The 20,244-nt window shown below is 69.8% G+C and carries 20 protein-coding genes and 1 tRNA gene; 6 read left to right on the top strand and 15 right to left on the bottom strand.

Annotated elements, in window-relative coordinates; genetic code table 11:
• Positions 1 to 162 precede the first annotated feature (162 nt).
• A tRNA-Tyr gene (locus ACWCRD_RS10105) sits at positions 163 to 244 on the bottom strand.
• A 232-nt stretch (positions 245 to 476) separates the two neighbouring features.
• Between ACWCRD_RS10105 and ACWCRD_RS10100 the strand changes: the two genes are divergently transcribed.
• Entirely contained in the window at positions 477 to 965 is a 489-nt protein-coding gene (locus tag ACWCRD_RS10100; RefSeq protein WP_019756392.1) for a YajQ family cyclic di-GMP-binding protein, read from the top strand.
• Between the two features lie 135 nt (positions 966 to 1,100).
• On the opposite strand, the gene ACWCRD_RS10095 is transcribed toward ACWCRD_RS10100, so the two are convergent.
• The gene (locus ACWCRD_RS10095; protein WP_351462518.1) at positions 1,101 to 1,367 is read right to left on the bottom strand and encodes a GlsB/YeaQ/YmgE family stress response membrane protein; all 267 of its coding nucleotides are present in this window, start codon (positions 1,365 to 1,367) and stop codon (positions 1,101 to 1,103) included.
• Positions 1,368 to 1,522: 155 nt separating this feature from the next.
• On the opposite strand from ACWCRD_RS10095, the gene ACWCRD_RS10090 reads away from it, so the two are divergent.
• Positions 1,523 to 2,773 (top strand): APC family permease, encoded by a 1,251-nt coding sequence (locus tag ACWCRD_RS10090; protein ID WP_450965437.1) that lies wholly within the window; start codon positions 1,523 to 1,525, stop codon positions 2,771 to 2,773.
• Between the two features lie 184 nt (positions 2,774 to 2,957).
• On the opposite strand, the gene ACWCRD_RS10085 is transcribed toward ACWCRD_RS10090, so the two are convergent.
• The 13 genes from ACWCRD_RS10085 to ACWCRD_RS10025 form a co-directional block, all read right to left on the bottom strand.
• Entirely contained in the window at positions 2,958 to 3,524 is a 567-nt protein-coding gene (locus ACWCRD_RS10085; RefSeq protein ID WP_450965436.1) for an SMI1/KNR4 family protein, read from the bottom strand.
• A gap of 118 nt (positions 3,525 to 3,642) precedes the next feature.
• Positions 3,643 to 4,035, bottom strand: a complete 393-nt coding sequence (locus tag ACWCRD_RS10080) for a YccF domain-containing protein (protein ID WP_450965435.1) — start codon at positions 4,033 to 4,035, stop codon at positions 3,643 to 3,645.
• Complete coding sequence (gene htpX / locus ACWCRD_RS10075) at positions 4,032 to 4,895, bottom strand: zinc metalloprotease HtpX (RefSeq protein ID WP_344403646.1); 864 nt, start codon at positions 4,893 to 4,895, stop codon at positions 4,032 to 4,034. The genes ACWCRD_RS10080 and htpX overlap by 4 nt, the downstream gene beginning before the upstream one ends.
• A 193-nt stretch (positions 4,896 to 5,088) precedes the next feature.
• A complete protein-coding gene (locus ACWCRD_RS10070; RefSeq protein WP_450965434.1) occupies positions 5,089 to 6,609 on the bottom strand; it encodes an NADH-quinone oxidoreductase subunit N in 1,521 nt (506 codons plus the stop codon).
• The gene (locus ACWCRD_RS10065) at positions 6,606 to 8,204 is read right to left on the bottom strand and encodes an NADH-quinone oxidoreductase subunit M (RefSeq protein WP_450965433.1); all 1,599 of its coding nucleotides are present in this window, start codon (positions 8,202 to 8,204) and stop codon (positions 6,606 to 6,608) included. Before ACWCRD_RS10065 ends, ACWCRD_RS10070 begins: the two co-directional genes overlap by 4 nt.
• Before the next feature lie 6 nt (positions 8,205 to 8,210).
• Positions 8,211 to 10,205, bottom strand: a complete 1,995-nt coding sequence (locus ACWCRD_RS10060; protein ID WP_450965432.1) for an NADH-quinone oxidoreductase subunit 5 family protein — start codon at positions 10,203 to 10,205, stop codon at positions 8,211 to 8,213.
• Positions 10,202 to 10,591, bottom strand: coding sequence for an NADH-quinone oxidoreductase subunit NuoK (nuoK, locus tag ACWCRD_RS10055; RefSeq protein WP_450965431.1), 390 nt, complete (start codon positions 10,589 to 10,591; stop codon positions 10,202 to 10,204). Before nuoK ends, ACWCRD_RS10060 begins: the two co-directional genes overlap by 4 nt.
• Complete coding sequence (locus tag ACWCRD_RS10050; RefSeq protein ID WP_450965820.1) at positions 10,591 to 11,295, bottom strand: NADH-quinone oxidoreductase subunit J family protein; 705 nt, start codon at positions 11,293 to 11,295, stop codon at positions 10,591 to 10,593. Before ACWCRD_RS10050 ends, nuoK begins: the two co-directional genes overlap by 1 nt.
• Positions 11,296 to 11,318: 23 nt before the next feature.
• Positions 11,319 to 11,930: a NuoI/complex I 23 kDa subunit family protein gene (locus tag ACWCRD_RS10045; protein ID WP_450965430.1), complete on the bottom strand. Its 612-nt coding sequence runs from the start codon at positions 11,928 to 11,930 to the stop codon at positions 11,319 to 11,321.
• On the bottom strand, positions 11,930 to 12,898 hold the full coding sequence (locus ACWCRD_RS10040) for a complex I subunit 1/NuoH family protein (RefSeq protein WP_450965429.1): 969 nt from the start codon (positions 12,896 to 12,898) through the stop codon (positions 11,930 to 11,932). Before ACWCRD_RS10040 ends, ACWCRD_RS10045 begins: the two co-directional genes overlap by 1 nt.
• Positions 12,895 to 14,406: an NADH-quinone oxidoreductase subunit C gene (locus ACWCRD_RS10035; RefSeq protein WP_450965428.1), complete on the bottom strand. Its 1,512-nt coding sequence runs from the start codon at positions 14,404 to 14,406 to the stop codon at positions 12,895 to 12,897. The genes ACWCRD_RS10040 and ACWCRD_RS10035 overlap by 4 nt, the downstream gene beginning before the upstream one ends.
• On the bottom strand, positions 14,403 to 15,023 hold the full coding sequence (locus ACWCRD_RS10030) for an NADH-quinone oxidoreductase subunit B (protein ID WP_344403637.1): 621 nt from the start codon (positions 15,021 to 15,023) through the stop codon (positions 14,403 to 14,405). Before ACWCRD_RS10030 ends, ACWCRD_RS10035 begins: the two co-directional genes overlap by 4 nt.
• Positions 15,014 to 15,421 carry an NADH-quinone oxidoreductase subunit A gene (locus tag ACWCRD_RS10025; protein ID WP_344403636.1) on the bottom strand — a complete coding sequence of 136 codons (408 nt, stop codon included), beginning with the start codon at positions 15,419 to 15,421 and terminating at the stop codon, positions 15,014 to 15,016. Before ACWCRD_RS10025 ends, ACWCRD_RS10030 begins: the two co-directional genes overlap by 10 nt.
• Before the next feature lie 226 nt (positions 15,422 to 15,647).
• Here ACWCRD_RS10025 and ACWCRD_RS10020 point away from each other — a divergent pair, with 226 nt between their 5' ends.
• The 4 genes from ACWCRD_RS10020 to ACWCRD_RS10005 all read left to right on the top strand — a co-directional run.
• Positions 15,648 to 16,841, top strand: coding sequence for a sensor histidine kinase (locus ACWCRD_RS10020; protein WP_450965427.1), 1,194 nt, complete (start codon positions 15,648 to 15,650; stop codon positions 16,839 to 16,841).
• Positions 16,842 to 16,969: 128 nt separating this feature from the next.
• Complete coding sequence (locus ACWCRD_RS10015; RefSeq protein ID WP_450965426.1) at positions 16,970 to 18,328, top strand: sensor histidine kinase; 1,359 nt, start codon at positions 16,970 to 16,972, stop codon at positions 18,326 to 18,328.
• Positions 18,329 to 18,646: 318 nt separating this feature from the next.
• A complete protein-coding gene (locus tag ACWCRD_RS10010) occupies positions 18,647 to 19,306 on the top strand; it encodes a response regulator transcription factor (RefSeq protein WP_311736815.1) in 660 nt (219 codons plus the stop codon).
• A 288-nt stretch (positions 19,307 to 19,594) separates the two neighbouring features.
• On the top strand, positions 19,595 to 20,244 hold a 650-nt coding region (locus ACWCRD_RS10005), incomplete at its 3' end, for a 2-oxoacid:acceptor oxidoreductase family protein (RefSeq protein WP_450965425.1).

Genomic DNA, 20,244 nt, shown 5'->3' with positions numbered 1-20,244 from the left:
CTGGGCCGACCGTGAGTCACGGTCCGCATGGACACCTTGAGCGGAGGAGTTCGTGCGGGCCGTTCCGCTCGATGGCGTGATGGTGTGATGCCGACGGCCGCATATGAAGAGACCCCCTCTGATCTGCGTTTCCGCAGATCAGAGGGGGTCTCTTCATCAAAGTGGCGGCGCCAGGATTCGAACCTGGGAAGGCTGAGCCGGCAGATTTACAGTCTGCTCCCTTTGGCCGCTCGGGCACACCGCCGGGTTTGCTGCCGTTCGAACCGCTTTTCGGCGGTGCTCCCTGGCAACGACGTAAACAATACCCGATGCCGAGGGGTGCTTCGCCACCCGATTGATCTGCGCCCCGAGGACGACGGGTGGCTAGGCTTGTCCGGATGCGGCCCGGACCACGCCGGGCTCGGCGCCCGCCCCTACGTACGCCGATACGCCCCCGTACGCACCCCATCACGCACCGATACAAGGAGCCACAGGACATGGCCGACTCCAGTTTCGACATCGTCTCGAAGGTCGAGCGGCAGGAGGTCGACAACGCCCTCAACCAGGCCGCCAAGGAGATCTCGCAGCGCTACGACTTCAAGGGCGTGGGTGCCTCGATCTCGTGGTCCGGTGACAAGATCCTCATGGAGGCGAACTCCGAGGACCGGGTCAAGGCCGTCCTCGACGTCTTCCAGTCCAAGCTGATCAAGCGCGGGATCTCACTGAAGGCGCTGGACGCGGGCGAGCCCCAGCTCTCGGGCAAGGAGTACAAGATCTTCGCGTCGATCGAGGAGGGCATCTCCCAGGAGAACGCGAAGAAGGTGGCGAAGATCATCCGCGACGAGGGCCCCAAGGGCGTCAAGGCGCAGGTGCAGGGCGACGAGTTGCGCGTCAGCTCGAAGAGCCGTGACGACCTGCAGGCCGTGATCGCGCTCCTGAAGGGCAAGGACTTCGACTTCGCGCTGCAGTTCGTGAACTACCGGTGAGCTACTGGTTCAGCCCTGTCGGATGACAGTCACCCGGCTGGCCGTCGGCTGCCGGTCCACGAGGAAGGGTGGGCACCTGGCCGGTGCCCACCCTTCTCGCCTGCTGGCTGCGGTCCGGGGCGTTCTCGGTCGTGCTCAGTTGCGCGAGTTGCCGAACAGGATGCGGTAGACGATCAGGAGCACGAGTGAGCCGCCTATCGCCGCGGCCCATGTCGCGCCGTCGTAGAAGTTCTTGGTGATCGGATGGTCCAGCCAACGGGCCGAGATCCAGCCGCCGATGAAGGCACCCGCGACGCCGATGAGAGTCGTGCCGATGAAGCCGCCCGGGTCGCGGCCCGGCAGCAGGAACTTGGCGATGGCCCCGGCCAACAGCCCCAGGATGATCCAGCTGATGATGGTCATGGCGTGAACCTGCCCTTTCGCACTGTGGCTGCACTTTCCGGACAGTGAGATTTCGGTCAAGATCCGCTGCGCGCCGTGTGCTTGTTCCTGCCCTGTTGATGAGCAGGACGTCGCAGCGGCACTCATCGGTTGCAGTGATCAGTAGGGTGCGGGACATGGCATCGACCGGTACTGCTTCCGAACTGCGGCGCACGCTGGGCGTGGGCGACGCCGTCGTCATCGGGCTCGGCTCGATGGTGGGCGCCGGGATCTTCGCCGCCCTGGGACCCGCGGCGCGCGCGGCCGGGTCCGGGCTGCTGCTCGGCCTCGCCGTCGCCGCCGTCGTCGCCTACTGCAACGCCATCGCGTCGGCGCGGCTGGCCGCCCTGTATCCGGCCTCTGGTGGCACATATGTGTACGGGCGTGAGCGGCTCGGCCCGTTCTGGGGTTATCTCGCGGGCTGGTCGTTCGTGGTCGGGAAAACTGCGTCGTGCGCGGCGATGGCGCTCACCGTGGGGGCGTACGTCTGGCCGGGGCAGGCGCACACCGTGGCGGTCGCAGCCGTGGTGGCGCTGACCGCGGTGAACTACGGCGGTGTTCAGAAGTCCGCATGGGTCACGCGGGTGATCGTGGCGGTGGTGCTGGCTGTCCTCGCTTCCGTCGTGGTGGTGTGCCTGGGGTCCGGGACGTCCGACGCGGGGCGCTTGGACGTAGGCACCTCGGGTGGTGTGGGCGGGGTGCTGCAGGCGGCGGGGCTGCTGTTCTTCGCGTTCGCCGGGTACGCGCGCATTGCGACCCTGGGCGAGGAAGTCCGGGATCCGGCGCGAACCATCCCACGCGCGATCCCCTTGGCTCTGGGCATCGCGCTGGCGGTGTACGTGTGCGTGGCGGTGGCTGTCCTTTCCGTGCTGGGGGCCGGCGGCCTCGGGAGTGCGGGTGCTCCGCTGGCCGACGCGGTGCGGGCGGCCGGCGTGCCGGGGCTGGTTCCGGTGGTTCGGGTGGGGGCCGCCGTGGCGGCGCTTGGTTCGCTGCTCGCCCTGATCCTGGGCGTCTCTCGGACGACGCTGGCCATGGCCCGCGACCGGTACCTTCCCGGCGCGCTGTCGGCCGTGCATCAGCGCTTCCAGGTGCCGCACCGGGCCGAACTGGCCGTGGGTGCCGTGGTCGCCGCCCTGGCCGCCACGGTGGACGTACGGGGTGCGATCGGTTTCTCCTCCTTCGGTGTGCTGGCGTACTACGCCGTGTCCAATGCCTCCGCCTGGACGTTGAGTTCGGCCACGAGGGCTCGGCTGTTGCCTGCAGTGGGTCTTCTCGGGTGCGTGGTGCTGGCGTTCTCGCTGCCGGCGGTTTCGGTGGTCGTGGGCGCGGGAGTGTTGGCGGTGGGTGTGGGCACGTATGGCGTACGGCGACGGGTGGCTGCGCGGTAGCGCACTGGGCCGAACACCAGTCGGGGCGGGCGGGCCCCTGATCAAGGTTTCCGGCCCAGGGTGGGCATGTCCGGCCGTCAGGGCCGGGGGCGGAGTTCGTTCTTCCGGCAGTTGTCTCGCGGGATCTCCGCAGTCGCCGAGCTAGCGGGTTCGCTGCACTGTCGTGCGCATGGTGTCGCGGCTGCTAGGACGCTCGTGCCGCCGTGGTGCGTATGCGGAGGTCGTTCCAAGGGATCATCTCGAGTTCCTCGTTCGTCTCCTCGTACCAGCCCGTGCCGTCCACCCAGGACCTCAGCCAGGCCGTGAGGCTGGGGGCGTCGACGTACCAGGCGTGGTCGGAGTGGTCGACGTTCGGCTCGAAGAGGAGGACTGGGGCTTCCGGGGTGCGGCAGTCCACACACGCGTACATCGCGCAGCCCCAGTGGGATATCGGCAGAACACCTTCGGGCCAGGGCCAGTCGGGGTCCTTGCGGGCGCTCTCGCGGTTGGCGAGGTACTGCGCCACGGCGGCGGGCTCGCCGGCGGGCGGGCTGTCGAGGAGGGGCAACAGGCCGTACTCCGGGCCGAATCCGCCGTCTCCTATGCGCAGGTAGAGCTCGGCGAGCAGCGGAGGCAGGGAGAAGCCAAGGGCGGTCTCGGCGCGGGCCAGCGTGGACGCGTCGGCCGGCTGCGGGAGTGAAGGCCAGCCCCACGGGCGGGTGTTGTGTGCCTTGGCCGACACCCGTACCAGCAACTGCTCGTTCTCGGTCATGGGTTCATGATGCAAGGCGCCACTGACAATCGGTCGGGCCTGTGGACAACCTTCGAGCTGTGGAAAACCTGGTCACTCGGATGGGAGCGAGCGGGCCGCCCCCCCTGGTCCAGGTTGGTCAGCGAGCGGCGAACGGCTGGTCCGTCGGCACGATTTCGCGGCCGAGCGGCAGCAGCGAGACCGGGATCAGCTTGAAGTTGGCGATGCCGAACGGGATGCCGATGATCGTGATGCACAGGGCGACGCCGGTGACGATGTGCGTCAGCGCGAGCCACCAGCCCGCGAGGACCAGCCACAGGACGTTGCCGACGCAGGAGGGCGCACCGGCGTCGCGGCGCTCGACCGTCGTGTACCCGAAGGGCCACAGGGCGTAGACACCGATGCGGAACGCCGCGATGCCGAACGGGATGCCGATGATGGTGATGCAGAGAAGGATGCCCGCGGCCAGATAACCGAGGAACAGCCAGAAACCGCTCAGGACGAGCCAGATGACGTTCAGGATGGTTTTCACTGGGGGCGACCTGCCATCTTCTCGAGCCGGGCGATGCGCTCCGCCATCGGCGGGTGTGTCGAGAACATCTTGGAGAGTCCCTGGCCCGGGCGGAAAGGATTCGCGATCATCATATGGCTCGCGGTCTCGATGCGCGGCTCGGGCGGCAACGGCAGCTGCCTCGTACCTGCTTCGAGCTTGCGCAGCGCACCGGCGAGCGCGAGGGGATCGCCGGTCAACTGCGCGCCGGAGGCATCGGCTTCGTATTCCCTGGAGCGGCTGATGGCCAGCTGGATGAGGGTGGCCGCGAGCGGGCCCAGAATCATGATCATCAGCATGCCGAGGATGCCCGGGCCGTCGTCGTCGTTGGAGCGGCCGACCGGGATCAGCCAGGCGAAGTTGACCAGGAACATGATCACTGAGGCCAGGGCCCCGGCGACTGACGAGATGAGGATGTCGCGGTTGTAGACATGACTGAGCTCGTGGCCGATGACGCCCCGCAGTTCGCGCTCGTCCAGGATGCGCAGGATGCCTTCCGTGCAGCACACCGCGGCGTTGCGCGGGTTGCGGCCCGTCGCGAAGGCGTTCGGTGCCTCCGTCGGGGAGATGTACAGGCGCGGCATGGGCTGGCGGGCCTGGGTGGAGAGGTCGCGGACCATGCGGTAGAGGGCGGGCGCCTCGAACTCGCTGACGGGGCGCGCGCGCATCGCGCGTAGCGCCAGCTTGTCGCTGTTCCAGTACGCGTACGCGTTCGTGCCCAGTGCGATCACAACCGCGACGACGAGCCCCATGCGGCCGAAGAAGCTGCCGATGACGATGATGAGGGCGGACAGTCCTCCGAGGAGAACTGCGGTCCTTAGCCCGTTGTGCCGGCGGTGCACGGTACGCCCTCCAAGTCGTGCAGCAGGGGAACCCTTTGCTTGCTGATCTCGGGTGCCACTGGTGCCGTGGTGTCACGTCCAGTGGACCCTCCCGTACCGGTCAACGCCAGGCGAGGGCCACTAGTTCCCTTGTGCGTACGGCGACCTGCGTGGACCGTCCGGGTGACGGCGCCCCTGGGTGGCCGGCGTCGGCTCAGAAGAGGGCTGTGCCGGCGAAGCGCAGGACCAGCTGGGGTGCTCCGGAAAGGGCGATGCCGAGGACGCCGGTGAGGGTGATCGCCGCGGTGAGGGGCGCGGGGAGGCGGTGCTTGACGGGCTCGCCCTCGGGGGCGCGGAACAGCAGTGCCGTCCATTGGAGGTAGTAGAACAGGGCGATGACGACGTTGACGGCCATGACCACGGCGAGCCAGCCGAGTCCCGCCTCGACCGCCGCCGAGAACACGGTGACCTTGGCGAACAGGCCGATGATGCCCGGGGGCAGTCCGGCCAGGCAGAGCAGGAAGAAGGCCAGCAGCAGGGCGGCGACCGGATTGCTCGCGTAGAGGCCGCGGTAGTCCGTGATGCGGTTCGCAGACGCGGTACGGCCCACCAGTGCGGCCATCGCGAAGGCTCCGAGGTTCACGGCGGCGTACATGAGGGCGTAGGCGACCGTGGAGCCGATCGAGTGCTCGGCCTTGTCGGAGTAGGCGGCCGCGGCGATCGGTACGAGGAGGTAGCCCGCCTGGCCGATTGACGACCAGGCGAGCAGGCGTACCGCGCTGTACGCGCGCGTGGGTTGCTGGCGCAGGGCGCCGACGTTGCCGACGGTCATGGTGAGCGCGGCCAGCACCGCGAGCGCGGGCCCCCAGACGTCGGCGTACGACGGGAACGCGACGACCGTGACGAGGATCAGGCCGGAGAAGCCGACCGCCTTGCCGACGACCGACAGATAGGCGGCGATGGGCAGGGGTGCGCCCACGTAGGTGTCTGGGACCCAGAAGTGGAAGGGCACGGCGGCCGTCTTGAAGGCGAAGCCGACGAGGGTGAGGACGACACCGGTCTGGGCGAGCGTGTGGAGCTGTCCGTCGACGTGCTGGATCCGGTCGGCGACCTGGGTGAGGTAGAGGGTGCCGGTGGTGGCGTACACGAAGCTGATGCCCATGAGGCTGACAGCGGTCGCGGTGACCGACGACAGGAAGAACTTCAGGGCCGCCTCGGAGGACTTCTTGTCGCCGTGCCTGATGCCGACGAGGGCGAAGGCGGGCAGGGAGGCGACCTCCAGGGCGACGATCAGGGTGGCGAGGTCGCGGGAGGCGGGCAGCAGGGCGGCGCCGGCCGCGGAGGAGAGCAGCAGGAACCAGTACTCCCCTTCGGGGAGTTGTCTGTCGGCGTCCTTCAGGGCTGTCACCGACAGGAGGGCGGTGAGGAAGGCGCCGCCGAGGACCAGGAACTGGATGACGAGGGTGAAGCGGTCCGCGGTGTAACTGCACGCGTGTGTGCCGTTCACGCAGAAGGTGCTGCGGTCGCCGTCCAGAAGGGGCAGCAGCAGGAGCGCGGAGGCGGCGAGGCCGGCGACCGAGACCCAGCCGAGGAGCGCCTTCCTGGCGTCGGCGACGAACAGGTCGGCGACCAGGACGACGAGTCCGACGACCGCCGTGAGGGTGGGTGGCGCGATGGCGAGCCAGTCGACGGACTGGACGACACTCGCGGCCAGCGGCTGCGCCAGGGAGCTCATCGGGTGCCTCCTGAGAGAAGCTGCTGCACGGCCGGGTCGGTCAGGCCGAGGAGGGCCCTGGGCCACAGACCGGCGGCGACGGTGAGGGCGACAAGCGGGGTCCAGGCCACGAACTCGTACGTGTGGACGTCGGCGAGCTGCGGCGCTTCCTGCGGTACCGCGCCCATGCAGACGCGGCGGACCACGACCAGCATGTAGGCGGCCGTGAGGAGGGTGCCGAGGGCCGCGATCGCCATGAAGGTGAGGAAGGCCGGCCGGCTGAGGTCGCCGGCGGGCTTGAACGCGCCGAACAGGGCCAGCATCTCGCCCCAGAAACCGGCCAGGCCCGGCAGACCGAGCGAGGCGACCGCACCGAAGGCGAGCAGACCGCCGAGGCGGGGGGCCTTGCCGTAGAGCGCGGCACCGGTCTCCTCGGCGAGGGTGTCGAGGTCGGTGGTGCCCGTGCGGTCCTTGAGCGCTCCGACCAGGAAGAACAGCAGGCCGGTGATGAGGCCGTGGGCGATGTTGGCGAACAGGGCGCCGTTCACACCCGTCGGGGTCATGGTCGAGATGCCGAGCAGGACGAAGCCCATGTGACCGACGGAGGAGTAGGCGATGAGGCGCTTGAGATCGCCCTTCGCTCCCTGCTTGGCGAGCGCCAGGCAGGCCAGCGAACCGTAGATGATCCCGACGACGGCGAAGGCGGCGAGGTAGGGCGCGAAGGTGTGGAGCCCGTCCGGCGCGATCGGGAGGAGGATCCGGACGAAACCGTACGTACCCATCTTCAACAGGACACCGGCCAGCAGGACCGAGCCGACGGTCGGGGCGGCGGTGTGGGCGTCGGGCAGCCAGCTGTGCAGCGGCCACATCGGAGTCTTGACCGCGAGCCCGATCCCAATCGCCAAAACCGCGATGACCTGCACGGATGTGGTCAGCGACCGGCCGTTGTCAGTGGCGAGTGCCACCATGTCGAATGTGCCGGCCTTGATCCCGATCAGGAGCAGGCCGAGCAGCATGACGACCGAACCGAGCAGTGTGTAGAGGATGAACCGCCAGGCGGCCTGGGTCCGGCCCTCGCCGCCCCAGCGGGCGATGAGAAAGTACATCGGGACGAGGACCATCTCGAACGCGAGGAAGAACAGCAGCAGATCGAGGACGGCGAAGCTCGCACTGGTGCCGGACTCGAGGACCAGCACCAGTGCGACGAAGGCCTTCGGGGTCGGGCCCGACGCCCGCGGCGTCAGCCGCTGATGTTGCTGCTTGAAATACGAGTAGAGCGCGCAGAGGAAGGTCAGCAGCGCGGTCAGGACCAGAAGGGGGAGGGAAATGCCGTCGATGCCGAGGTGGATCCGCACGTCCAGTGCGGGGATCCAGCTGATGTCGGTCGTGGCCTGCATCTTCGACGGGTGGTCGTGGTCGAAGCCGAGCGCGAGGGCGATCGCGGCGATGAGGACCACGCCGGTCACGGTCACGCCGTGGCGGAGCACGGCCTGCTCGGGTGACTTCCCCTTCAGTCCCGGCGGAGCGGGCAGGAGAGCGGCGACGGCCCCGAGGAGCGGGCCGACGACGACGAATGCCAGAAGGAACTGCATCACGGACTCGTTGATATCGATCACGCCTGCTCACGCTCCCGTGGCGACGAGGAGGACGGCGACCGCCAGGACGACGGTGCCGGCGAGCAGCGCGCTCACATAGGTCTGCACATTGCCGGTCTGGGCGCGCCGTACGGCGGCACCGAGCAGACGCGGTAGGGCGCCCGCGCCGCGTACGTAGGTCTCGACGACCTCGCGGTCCAGGAAGCGGACGAGACTCGCTCCGGCCTGGACCGGCCGGACAAAGAGGGCCGCGTACACCGCGTCGAGTTGGAAGCCGACGGCTGCGTGCCGGTGCAGCGGGCCGAGAAGCAGCCGTCCCGGGTCCGCCGGGTCGGGCGCGTAGGCCACTCCCCCGTAGGCGGGCGCGTGGCTGGCGATGGCCTCGGCCTCGACGAGTCCGGCATCGCCCTCGGGGTGGGCCGCGACCGCGCCGAGCGGGGCGCGGGACGCCAGGACGGTGGTGTGCCGCCAGGCCGCATAGGTGACGATGCCGCCGACCAGGGCCACGCCCGTGCCGAGCACGGAAGTGGTGAGCGTCGGGGTGAGGTCACGGCCGTCGAACCAGTCGGGCAGCAAGCGGTAGGTGAGCCCGCCGAGCGCGAGGGAGGGGACGGCGAGGACCCACAGCACCACGGTCATGGTCAGCGGCTGGCGGCCGTGGTCGGGGGCTTCGGCACCCCGGCCGTGGAAGGCCAGCAGCCACAGGCGCAGCGCGTACGCCGCGGTGAGCACGGCGGTGAGCAGGCCGGCGACGAGGGTGATCCAGCCTGCGGCGAGAGGGGCGTCCCCGGTGTGGCCGGTGGCCACGTGCTCGGCGGCGCCGAGGACGGACTCCTTGGAGAAGAAGCCGCTGAAGGGCGGGATCGCGGCGAGCGCGAGAAGCGCCACGGTCATCGTCCAGTAGGCGTCGGGGATGCGTTCGCGCAGGCCCTGCATGCGGGACATGGTGGCCAGCGAGTTGGTGCCGGCGGCGTGGATGATCACGCCGGCCGCGAGGAACAGCAGCGCCTTGAAGGCGCCGTGGGACAGGAGGTGGAAGACGGCCGCTCCGCGGTCGCCGACGGCGAGGGCGCCGGTCATATAGCCGAGCTGCCCGATCGTCGAGTAGGCGAGGACGCGCTTGATGTCGTCCTGGGCGAGCGCGGCGAGACCCGAGCCGACCATCGTGACAGCCGCCATGACGGCGAGGACGACCATCGCGGCCCGTGAGGCCTCGAAGACCGGGAGGAGGCGGGCGATGAAGTAGACGCCGGCGGCCACCATCGTCGCGGCGTGGATCAGCGCGGAGACGGGCGTCGGGCCCGCCATCGCGTCGGGGAGCCAGGTGTGCAGCGGGAACTGCGCCGACTTGCCCGCCACCCCCGCCAGGAGCAGCAGGGCGATCAGTGTCGGGTGGTGGAGTCCGCCGCTCGCGACGGTGCCGAGGACCTTGGTGATGCGGAAGGAGCCGGCATCGGTGGCGAGGGCGAACAGGCCGATGAGGAAGGGGACGTCACCGAGCTTGGTCACCAGGAAGGCCTTGATGGAGGCGGCGCGGGCCTCGGGGGTCTCCCAGTAGTGGCCGACCAGGAAGTACGAGCAGATACCCATGATCTCCCAGCCGACCAGCAGCACGATCAGGTCGCCGGAGTAGACGACGAGCAGCATCGCGGAGGTGAAGAGGGAGACCAGGGCGGCGTACGAGGGGTAGCGCGGGTCGTCGCGCAGGTAGCCGGTCGAGTAGATCTGCACGCAGGTGGCTACGACGCCGACCAGAACGGCGACGAGGGCGGCGAAGCCGTCGATGTGCAGGGCGAGTTCGATGGGGACCGAGCCGGTGGGCGTGAGCTCGGTGGCGGCGTCGATCGCCTGGTCGCCGCCCTGATGCATGGCGACCAGCACCGCCAGCACCAGAGAGGCAACGGTCGGCAGGACGGCGAGCGGGCGGACGAAGCCGGGTGCCGTGCGTCCCAGGAGCAGGCCGCAGGCGGCGCCCAGGAACGGCAGGAGGGGGACGAGGACGGCGAGGGTGGTCGTGGTCACGCGGTGGCCTCAGCCTTCCCGGTCTCTTCCGCCGTGAGGGCGTTGCCGTCGGGGCCGTCGCTCTCGTGGCCCTCGGCGCTGTCGCGAAGCTTGTCGATGTCCGAGGTGCCGCGGTTGCGGTAGACGGCGAGGACGATCGCCAGGCCGATGCCGATCTCGGCGGCGGCGATGGCAATGGTGAAGAGGGTCAGGGCCTGGCCGGAGTGCAGCTTTTCCTGGGCGGCCTTGCTGAGCCAGACGTCGAAGGCGACGAGGTTGAGGTTGACGGCGTTGAGCATCAGCTCGACGGACATCAGGACCAGGATCGCGTTGCGGCGGGCGAGGACGCCGTACAGGCCGGTGCAGAAGAGGAGGGCGGAGAGTACGGCGGGATAGGCGAGGTGCATCAGCGGGCGCCTTCCTGCTCGGCCGGGCTGTTTCCCTCGATCGGGTGATTACGGGAATCAGGGACGGATGGGGAACTGCCGGTGTCAGCCCGGGAGTTCACAGGGGGAGAGCTCATCTCCGCCTTCGCCTTGCGGGACAGGACGATCGCGCCGACCAGGGCGGCGAGGAGGAGGACGGAGAGGGCCTCGAAGGGGAGGACCCAGTTCTGGAAGAGGCTCGCTCCTGTGACGGCGGTGGAACCGGCCGCCGGGCCGTCCAGGTCGATCCAGGTCGTGCGGAAGGCGTCGACGACGACCCAGACCAGGGCGGTGGCCGCGGCGAGGGCCACGGTGAGCGCGGCCCACCGGTTGCCGGAGTCGGCGTCCGGGGAGCGGCCGATCGGGGCCTTGGTGAGCATCAGACCGAACAGGAGGAGGACGACGACGGAACCCACATAGATGAGGACCTGCACCCAGGCGATGAACTCGGCGGTGAGCAGGAGGTATTCGACAGCAAGGCCACCAAGGGTGGCCACCAGCCACAGGGCGGCGTGCACCAGTTGCCGGGTGGTGACGGTGACCAGGGCTGCGCCGAAGGTCGCGAGGCCCACAAGGAGGAAGGCGATCTCGACACCGGTCGGCGAGAGGAAGCCGTGGGCGCCGGCGGCGGTCGTGGCGGCGTGGGCGTGGGCTACCGACGCGTGAGCTGCCGTGGCCTGTGTCACCGTCGCGGTGGCTGCGATGAAGGTCACGACGCGCCTCCCTCGGGTTCGGTCGGCCGGGCAGGCTCGGCGGCTCCGGTGGGCTCGGCCTGCGCGGCAGCGAGCTTCTCCGCGGTCTTGCGGGCGGCGGCGATCTCCTTCGGCTCCTCCGCGCCGGGGTCGAGGGCGGGCGGGGCCGGGACCGTCCACATCCACTCACGGAGCTTGTCACGCTCGTGGGTGAGTTCGTGGATGTCGGTCTCGGCGTATTCGAACTCCGGGGACCAGAACAGGGCGTCGAAAGGACAGACCTCGATGCAGATGCCGCAGTACATGCACAGGGAGAAGTCGATGGCGAAACGATCGAGGACGTTGCGGCTGCGTTCACGGCCGCCCGGGGTGGCCGCCGGCACCGTCTCCTTGTGGGAGTCGATGTAGATGCACCAGTCCGGGCACTCCCGGGCGCAGAGCATGCAGACCGTGCAGTTCTCCTCGAACAGGCCGATGACGCCGCGGGTGCGGGGTGGCAGGTCGGGCTGGACGTCCGGGTACTGCTCGGTGACGGTCTTCCGCGTCATGGTGCGAAGGGTGACCGCCAGGCCCTTGGCCAGACCGGAGCCGGGGATACGGGAGCGGGTGGGGGGAAGCGGCTCAGCCATCAGGAGATCACCACCTTGACGATGCCGGTGAGGGCGATCTGAGCGAGGGAGAGAGGAACGAGGAGGGTCCAGGAGAGTCTCTGGAGCTGGTCCTCGCGTAGCCGGGGATAGGTGACGCGGAGCCAGATCACGAGGAAGGCGAGGACGGCCGTCTTCAGCAGGGTCCAGACCCAGCCGAGGCCGTCGGCGCCCCACGGGCCGTGCCAGCCGCCCAGGAAGAGGACGGTGGTCAGCCCGCACAGGACGATGATTCCGGCGTACTCGGCGAGGAGGAACAGGGCGAAACGCAGGCCGGTGTACTCGGTGTACGCACCGAAGATGATCTCCGAGTCGGCGACGGGCATGTCGAAGGGCGGGCGCTGGAGTTCGGCGAGACCGGCGACGAAGAAGACGACCGCGCCGACGATCTGCCAGGGCAGCCACCACCAGTGGAAGGCGTCCAGGATGCCGGGGAGGGAGACCGTGCCGGCCGCCATCGCGACGGAGGCGGCGGCGAGGAGCATCGGGAGTTCGTAGGCGAGGAGCTGCGCGGCGGTGCGGAGACCGCCGAGGAGGGAGAACTTGTTCGCGGAGGCCCAGCCGGCCATGAGGGAGCCGAGGACGCCTACGCCCATCACCGCCAGGACGAAGAAGATACCCGCGTCCAGGACCTGACCCACGGCGCCCTCGCCCGGGCCGATGGGGATGGCCAGGAGAACCAGGAGGTACGGGAGGAGAGCCACAGCGGGGGCGAGCTGGAAGATGCGGCGGTCCGCGCCCGCCGGGACGATGTCTTCCTTCTGCGCGAACTTCACGCCGTCGGCGACGAGTTGGGCCCAGCCGTGGAAGCCGCCGGCGTACATCGGGCCGAGGCGGCCCTGCATGTGGGCCATGACCTTGTGCTCGGTCTGGCCGACGATCAGAGGGAAGGTGAGGAAGACGACGAACACGATCAGGAGTCGCAGGGTGACGTCCAGAGCGTCGGTCACTGCGGGCCTCCTGCGGGGTCTTCTGGGTTCGAAGACGGATCTTCGGCGGACGGATCTTCCGGGGTGGCGTGGGGGGACTCCTCGGCGGGGGCCTCCTTGGCGGAGGTCGGCCTTGAGGGGCTGTCACCGGGGGTTGACTCGGCGGAGGGGCCTGAACCCGCGTCGGAGTCGGCGTCGGCGGACGGTTTCGGGCTGGGTTCGGCTTCGCTCGGCGGTTCGGCGACGGGCTCGCCATCCGGGCTCGGCTCAGCCGCCGAGGGCCGTTCGGGAACCGGGCTCGGCTCGCCCTCCGGGGCCGGCTTCGAGTCCGCGCCGGGCTTCGTTTCCGGGCTCGGCTTCGTCCCAGGCACCGCTTCGGTCTCGGGGGCCGCACCCTTCGGGGCCGGCCCGCTCTCCATCCTCGGCTCGCCCTCAGGCCTGGTCTCCGGCTCGTCGAAAGCCGGGCGGGCGTGGTGCCACGGGGCGTCAGAACTGCGGGGGGCGGGTGCGGGTCGGGTGCTTGGGCTCTGTGGCGACGGGGCTCGGGGGGGCTGCGAGGCCGAGCCTTCACTCGCGCTGCGTGTGCGTCGCGGCGCTGCCGCACCGGAGACACCCGGCTGCCGGTCGGCCGGGGCACCCTCAGCCGCAGCCGGCTCCGCCTGGCTCACCGACCCTTCCGCCGCCGACCGCGCACGACGTGGTGCAGCCGGGGCATCGGCACGCCCTGCGTCCGCCGCACGCCCGCTTGTACCCTCCGCCTGGCTTGCCGAGCCCTCCCCCGCCGACCGCGCACGCCGCGGAGCGGCCGGTGCATCGGCAGAAGGCGATGTGGCCGCCTGGCTTGCCGAGCCCTCCGCTGCCGAGCGGGCGCGGCGTACCGGGCGGTCGCCGGCGGGGCGGGCAGGGCGGTCGGCGGAGGCGCGGCCTGCGGCTCGGGTGGGGCGGGCCGGGGCAGGGGGGAGTTGACCCTTCAGGGGGCCCCACTCGTTCGGGTCGGGGACGCCCGGCGGGAGCATCTGGCGGCGCTTGGGGCCGCCGTGGTCGGACTCGCCGGGTTCCTTGGCGCCCGGCCAGGCCTTGGCCACACGGGCGGCCAGGACGAAGTCCTTGCGCAGGGGGTGGCCCTCGAAGGTTTCCGGGAGGAGGAGGTGGTCCAGGGCGGGGTGGCCCTCGAAGACGACGCCGAACATTTCGTGGGTCTCGCGTTCGTGCCAGGCCGCGCCCGCGTAGACGCCGACGGCGGAGGCCAGCGTCGGCGCGTCGTGCGGGACCGTGGTGCGCAGCAGCAGACGGCGCACGGGAGACAGGGAGACGACGTGTGCCGAGACGCGGAAGCCCGTGCCCGGTTCGTCGACCGCGCTCAGCCAGTCGAAGTAGGTGCACGACAGCTGGTCGCGGGCCACCTGCAGCGCTGCCGGCCAGCTCGCCGGCGGGACGTCGACCGTCAGGAGCTCGTACGACTCCTCGGCGGTGGCCTCCGTACCGAACAGCTCGTCGGCGGGGGCGGGGAGCCAGCCGACCGTGCTCATCGGTCCTCCTCCGAGGGAGCGTCGGGAGACGGGGGCTTCACCAGGCCGCTTTGCAGGGCCGCCGCCGACGGGCGTGCCGGTGCGGTTCCGTACCGCTCCCCCAGCGACTCGCGGGCGATCTTCTCCTGGAGCTTCAGGATCCCCTGGAGGAGGGCCTCGGGGCGGGGCGGGCAGCCGGGGACGTAGACGTCGACCGGGATGATCTGGTCGACGCCCTTGGTGACGGAATAGGAGTCCCAGTAGGGGCCGCCGCAGTTGCTGCAGGCGCCGAAGGAGATGACGTACTTGGGCTCCGGCATCTGTTCGTACAGGCGCTTCACGGCCGGGGCCATCTTGTCCGTGACCGTGCCGGAGACGACCATCAGGTCGGCCTGGCGGGGGCCCGGTGCGAAGGGGATGACGCCGAGGCGGATGAAGTCGTGGCGGGCCATCGACGCGGCGATGAACTCGATCGCGCAGCAGGCGAGGCCGAAGTTGAAGACCCAGAGGGAGTAGCGGCGGCCCCAGTTCAGGACCACCTTCATCGGCTCGGGGGCCAGGCGGGCGAGGGCGCCCAGCCGTTTCGGCTCCGGGAGGAGTACGGGCTGACCGTTGGTGTCCGGCGTCGTCACGTCCATGCCAGGACGCCCTTCTTGTATGCGTACAGCAGGCCCACGGCCAGGAAGCCGAGGAAGATGAACATCTCCACCAGTGTGGTCACGCCGTACCCGTGCGCGGCAAACACCGTCGCCCAGGGGAACAGGAAGATCGAGTCGACGGCGAAGATGACGTACAGGAAGGCGTAGACGTAGTAGCGGACCTGGGTGTGGGCCCAGCCCTCGCCGACGGGGTCGACTCCGCACTCGTACGTGAGGAGTTTCTCGGGGGTGGGGACCATGGGCCGCAGCAGTCGGCCGGCGCCGAAGGCGACCGCGACGAAGAGCACGCCGACGACGGCGAGCAGTCCGACGACCGAGTACGACTGGAAGTAGTCCGCCGCGACGACGGTCGGACCGGCGACGGTCGATTCCCGCACGTCCGTACCCCTCGCTCCCTGCGACCTTGATGAACGCTGCTGTTCGACGATCTGTACGCACGGGAGTCTAGGCCCTGATAAAGAGACGGTAAGCAGCCCGTCACCGCTTGAGACGACCTTGAGATGCCAGGAAGCGCCGAGGAGCTGTCGGGGTGGGGTTTTCCCCAGGGGACGGGGGCGGCCGACCTCATGGCGCGGGGGCGCGGCGCGCGGCACGCTAGCCCATATGACCGAACGACACACGCGCCCGATGGGGGCCCCGGAAGGTGACGGCGACCGTCTGCCGCCTGCCCGTTTCGCCTACGACCGGCACACCTGGAAGGAGATCGCGCATCTGCTGGCGAACCTTCCGGTGTCGCTGATCGGGTTCGTCTACGTCGTGACGGTGCTGTTCACCGGCTTCTGGCTGACCGTGACGGTGATCGGGTTCCCGCTGCTGGCGGCCGGTCTGACCGGTGCGCGGCTGCTGGGCAGGATGGAGCGGGCGCGGGCCAGGAAGCTGCTCGGGGTGCGGGTGGACGAGCCGAGCCGGCTGCCCGGACGCGGCACCGGCTTCCTGCCGTGGCTGTGGATGCGGGTGAAGGACCCGGTGGGCTGGCGCACGGTGCTGTACGACTTCATCCGGCTGCCCTGGGGGATCCTGACCTTTGTCATCACGCTGACCTCGCTGTTCGTGCTGTGGCCGGTGCTGCCGTTCATCGCGCGGGGTCTGGCCAACGCCGACCGGGCGATGGTGCGCGGGCTGCTGTCGCCCTCCGACGAGCTGGAGCGGCGTATCGCGGAGCTGGAGTCGGACCGGGGCGTCGTGGTCGACACCGCCAACGCCGATCTGCGGCGCATCGAGCGCGATCTGCACGACGGCGCGCAGGCCCGCCTGGTCAATCTGGCGATGGGTCTTGGCCTGGCCAAGGAGAAGCTCCTGGAGGACCCCGACGCGGCGGCGGAGATGGTCGCGGAGGCGCACGGCGAGGTGAAGCTCGCGCTGCAGGAGCTGCGGGATCTGGCCAGGGGGATCCATCCCGCCGTACTGACGGACCGGGGGCTCGACGCCGCGCTGTCCGCGGTCGCCTCACGCTGCACCGTCCCCGTGAAGGTGACGGTCGACCTCGGCTCACGGCCCGCCGCGGCCATCGAGGGCATCGCCTATTTCACCGTCTCCGAGCTGCTGCAGAACATCAGCAAGCACAGTGCGGCGAGGACCGCGTCCGTGGAGGTGTGGCGGGCGACGGACCGGTTGCTCATCCAGGTCGAGGACGACGGCCGCGGGGGTGCGCGCCTGGACGGCGGCTCGGGGATGCAGGGGCTCGCCGACCGGCTGGGCGCCGTCGACGGACTGTTCGTCATCGACTCACCGCAGGGCGGGCCGACCGTGGTCACCGCGGAGCTGCCGTGGCGCGACCGCGCTCCCGGTGAGAGGTAGGGAAAACCCCACTCCCAAGAGGCCGACGGCCTCCATGGTCCGCGGACCTGCGGCGCAGCAGTGTGGGGGTACGGCAGGACAGTCACAGCCGGACAGGGCGAACGGGACGAGTAGAACGGACGACGCCGATGGCCACGGAGTACGGACAGGGCTACGGGCACGACAGCGGGCTCGGGTTCACCGAGGGGGCGCGGCGCCGGCTGCCGGCCGGGCTGCGGGCGCCGTTCGAGGGGCGCAGCTGGCGCGAGTTCGGGTATGTGCTGCTGAGCCTGCCGATCGGCATCATGCTCTTCGTCTACGCCGTCACGATGGTGTCGCTCGGGGCGGGTCTGCTGGTGACGTTCCTGGGGATTCCGGTGCTGGCGGCGGGGCTGGCCGGCTGCCGGGGCTTCGGCGCGCTGGAGCGGGCGCGGGCGCGGGGGCTGCTGGGGCTCGAGGTGGGCGACCCGGAGCCGCTGCGGATGAAGAATTCCGGTGTGCTGGCCTGGATGGGGGCCGTGCTGAAGAGCGGCACGTCGTGGCGGGCGCTGCTGTATGCGGTGGTGCAGTTCCCGTGGTCGGTGTTCTCGTTCGTGGTCGCCGTCAACTTCTGGGCGTACGGCTGGGGGCTGCTGACGTATCCGCTGTGGTTCTGGCTCTTTCCGATGTACGGCGGTCAGGGCGGGCTTCAGCTGTACGGCGACGGCAGCCACAGCATCTACCTCGACAACCCCTTCGAGATCACCGTCACCGCGCTGGTGGGGCTGTTGTTCACGCTGGCCACGCCGTGGATCGTGCGGGCGCTGACGATGGTGGACCGGGTGCTGGTGCATGGGCTGCTCGGGCCGTCGCGGCTGGCGACGCGGGTGGTGGAGCTGGAGTCGGACCGGGGCGTCGTGGTGGACACCGCGGCTGCGGATCTGCGGCGCATCGAGCGGGATCTGCATGACGGGGCGCAGGCCCGGCTGGTGGCGTTGGCCATGGATCTGGGGCTGGCGAAGGAGAAGCTGGCGGAGGATCCGCGGGCGGCGGCGCGGATGGTGGACGAGGCGCACGGTGAGGTGAAGACGGCGTTGCAGGAGCTGCGGGATCTGGCGCGTGGGATTCATCCGGCGGTGCTGACGGACCGGGGGCTGGATGCGGCGCTGTCCGCTGTGGCCTCGCGGTGCACCGTGCCGGTGCAGGTGGAGGTGGATCTGGTGGAGCGGCCGGCGCCGGCGATCGAGGGGATCGCGTACTTCACGGTGTCGGAGCTGCTGCAGAACATCAGCAAGCATGCGCGGGCCACGTGGGCCGCGGTGGATGTGTGGCGGGTGGAGAGCCGGCTGATGGTGCAGGTTGTGGACAACGGGGTGGGTGGGGCGGATGCCTCTGGGGGGTCCGGGCTGGGAGGGCTTGCTGAGCGGTTGGATGCGGTGGACGGGATTCTGGTGGTGGATTCGCCTGTCGGCGGGCCTACTCGGGTGACTGCGGAGTTGCCGTGGCGGGGGGAGCGGGCGGTGGGGTGAGCGCAGGGGCCCGCGGCGGCCGCTGACGGATGCAGCTCGCCCCCGCCGCCCCTACCCGTCCCGTCCCCAGGGACGCTGCCCCTTCGCCCCCGCCAGGGGGCTCCGCCCCCTGGACCCCCGATCGGCCTGAACGGCCTCGTCCTCAAACGCCGGACGGGCTGAAAGTGCCTGACCGGCGGCACAACGGCTGAAAAGTGTCATTGAGCCGGTTTCCCGCTGATTCCCGTTGGTCAGAGGCGGTCGGGTCCGAATGCTGGAATGCTGGACCACTGGCAGACGGAGTCGGGCACGGGGGGCCGGGGAATCGTGGAGGACAGGGTGCGGGTGGTCATCGCCGAGGATTCAGTGCTGCTCAGGGAGGGGCTGACCCGGCTGTTGACCGACCGTGGGCATGACGTGGTCGCCGGGGTGGGTGACGGAGACGCGCTGATCAAGACCATCACCGAGCTGGACGCGCAGGGTGAGCTGCCCGATGTCGTGGTCGCGGACGTGCGGATGCCGCCGACGCACACCGACGAAGGGGTGCGGGCCGCGGTGCAGCTGCGCAAGGCCCATCCGGGGCTCGGGGTGCTGGTGCTGTCGCAGTACGTGGAGGAGCGGTACGCCACCGAACTGCTGGCCGGTTCCAGTCATGGCGTCGGATATCTGCTCAAGGACCGGGTGGCCGAGGTCCGGGAGTTCGTGGATGCCGTGGTGCGGGTGGCCCAGGGGGGTACCGCGCTCGACCCGGAAGTGGTCGCGCAGCTGCTGGGGCGCAGCCGTAAGCAGGACGTGCTGGCCGGGCTCACCCCGCGGGAGCGGGAGGTGCTGGGGCTGATGGCCGAGGGGCGGACCAACTCGGCCATCGCGCGGCAGCTGGTGGTGAGCGACGGCGCCGTGGAGAAGCACGTCAGCAACATCTTCCTGAAGCTCGGGCTGTCCCAGAGTGACGGGGATCACCGGCGCGTTCTCGCGGTCCTCACCTATCTGAACTCCTGACGGGCTGACACTGAGTCAGTAAGCGCGCGTTCAGTCATCGATCCGGCATCCGTCCGGCCTCGGTCCACGTATAGAACCCAATAGAACCGAACGAATCGCACGAAGCGTCTTCAAAGGGAGCGCCGGGGGGCGAGAAATCATGACAAGTCAGGGCGTCGCACCGTCTCAAAACCGTGTCCATGATGCGAATGGCCACGGGAAGGCGACCCTGCCGGACGTAGGGTTGATTTTGGGAAGGCCTACGGGAAGGCCGGTCCCAGACAGCCGCCTCGAGGGAGGTCCAGTTCAGTGACCAGCCAGGTCAGCAGGACAGCGGAGCAGGCAGACGGAGCCGTCGTCGGAGAGCAGCGGGGGCCGGGCGGGACGAAGGACGTACGCAAGCTGGACCGGGTGATCATCCGGTTCGCGGGGGACTCGGGTGACGGTATGCAGCTCACCGGTGACCGTTTCACCTCCGAAACCGCGTCCTTCGGGAACGATCTGTCCACTCTTCCGAACTTCCCGGCCGAGATCCGCGCGCCTGCCGGGACCCTGCCGGGTGTGTCGTCCTTCCAGCTGCACTTTGCCGACCACGACATCCTCACGCCGGGCGACGCGCCCAATGTGCTGGTCGCGATGAACCCGGCCGCGCTCAAGGCCAACATCGCCGATCTGCCGCGCGGCGCGGAGATCATCGTCAACACGGACGAGTTCACCAAACGGGCGATGCAGAAGGTCGGGTACGCCGCCTCCCCGCTGGAGGACGGCTCGCTCGACGGGTACAGCCTGCACCCGGTGCCGCTGACCACCCTCACGGTGGAGGCGCTCAAGGAGTTCGATCTCTCCCGCAAGGAGGCCGAGCGCAGCAAGAACATGTTCGCGCTGGGCCTGCTGTCCTGGATGTACCACCGGCCCACCGAGGGCACCGAGAAGTTCCTGCGGACCAAGTTCGCGAAGAA

The organism is Streptomyces sp. NPDC002092 (assembly GCF_053593775.1).
This window is presented reverse-complemented; position numbering and strand designations above follow the sequence as displayed.

Excerpts from the sequence above, each read along its gene's own strand:
- ACWCRD_RS10100 (WP_019756392.1), top strand. The coding sequence starts at position 477 with ATGGCCGACTCCAGTTTCGACATCGTCTCGAAGGTCGAGCGGCAGGAG.
- ACWCRD_RS10095 (WP_351462518.1), bottom strand. The coding sequence starts at position 1,367 with ATGACCATCATCAGCTGGATCATCCTGGGGCTGTTGGCCGGGGCCATC.
- ACWCRD_RS10090 (WP_450965437.1), top strand. The coding sequence starts at position 1,523 with ATGGCATCGACCGGTACTGCTTCCGAACTGCGGCGCACGCTGGGCGTG.
- ACWCRD_RS10085 (WP_450965436.1), bottom strand. The coding sequence starts at position 3,524 with ATGACCGAGAACGAGCAGTTGCTGGTACGGGTGTCGGCCAAGGCACAC.
- ACWCRD_RS10070 (WP_450965434.1), bottom strand. The coding sequence starts at position 6,609 with ATGAGCTCCCTGGCGCAGCCGCTGGCCGCGAGTGTCGTCCAGTCCGTC.
- nuoK (WP_450965431.1), bottom strand. The coding sequence starts at position 10,591 with ATGCACCTCGCCTATCCCGCCGTACTCTCCGCCCTCCTCTTCTGCACC.
- ACWCRD_RS10045 (WP_450965430.1), bottom strand. The coding sequence starts at position 11,930 with ATGGCTGAGCCGCTTCCCCCCACCCGCTCCCGTATCCCCGGCTCCGGT.
- ACWCRD_RS10035 (WP_450965428.1), bottom strand. The coding sequence starts at position 14,406 with ATGAGCACGGTCGGCTGGCTCCCCGCCCCCGCCGACGAGCTGTTCGGT.
- ACWCRD_RS10030 (WP_344403637.1), bottom strand. The coding sequence starts at position 15,023 with ATGGACGTGACGACGCCGGACACCAACGGTCAGCCCGTACTCCTCCCG.
- ACWCRD_RS10020 (WP_450965427.1), top strand. The coding sequence starts at position 15,648 with ATGACCGAACGACACACGCGCCCGATGGGGGCCCCGGAAGGTGACGGC.
- ACWCRD_RS10015 (WP_450965426.1), top strand. The coding sequence starts at position 16,970 with ATGGCCACGGAGTACGGACAGGGCTACGGGCACGACAGCGGGCTCGGG.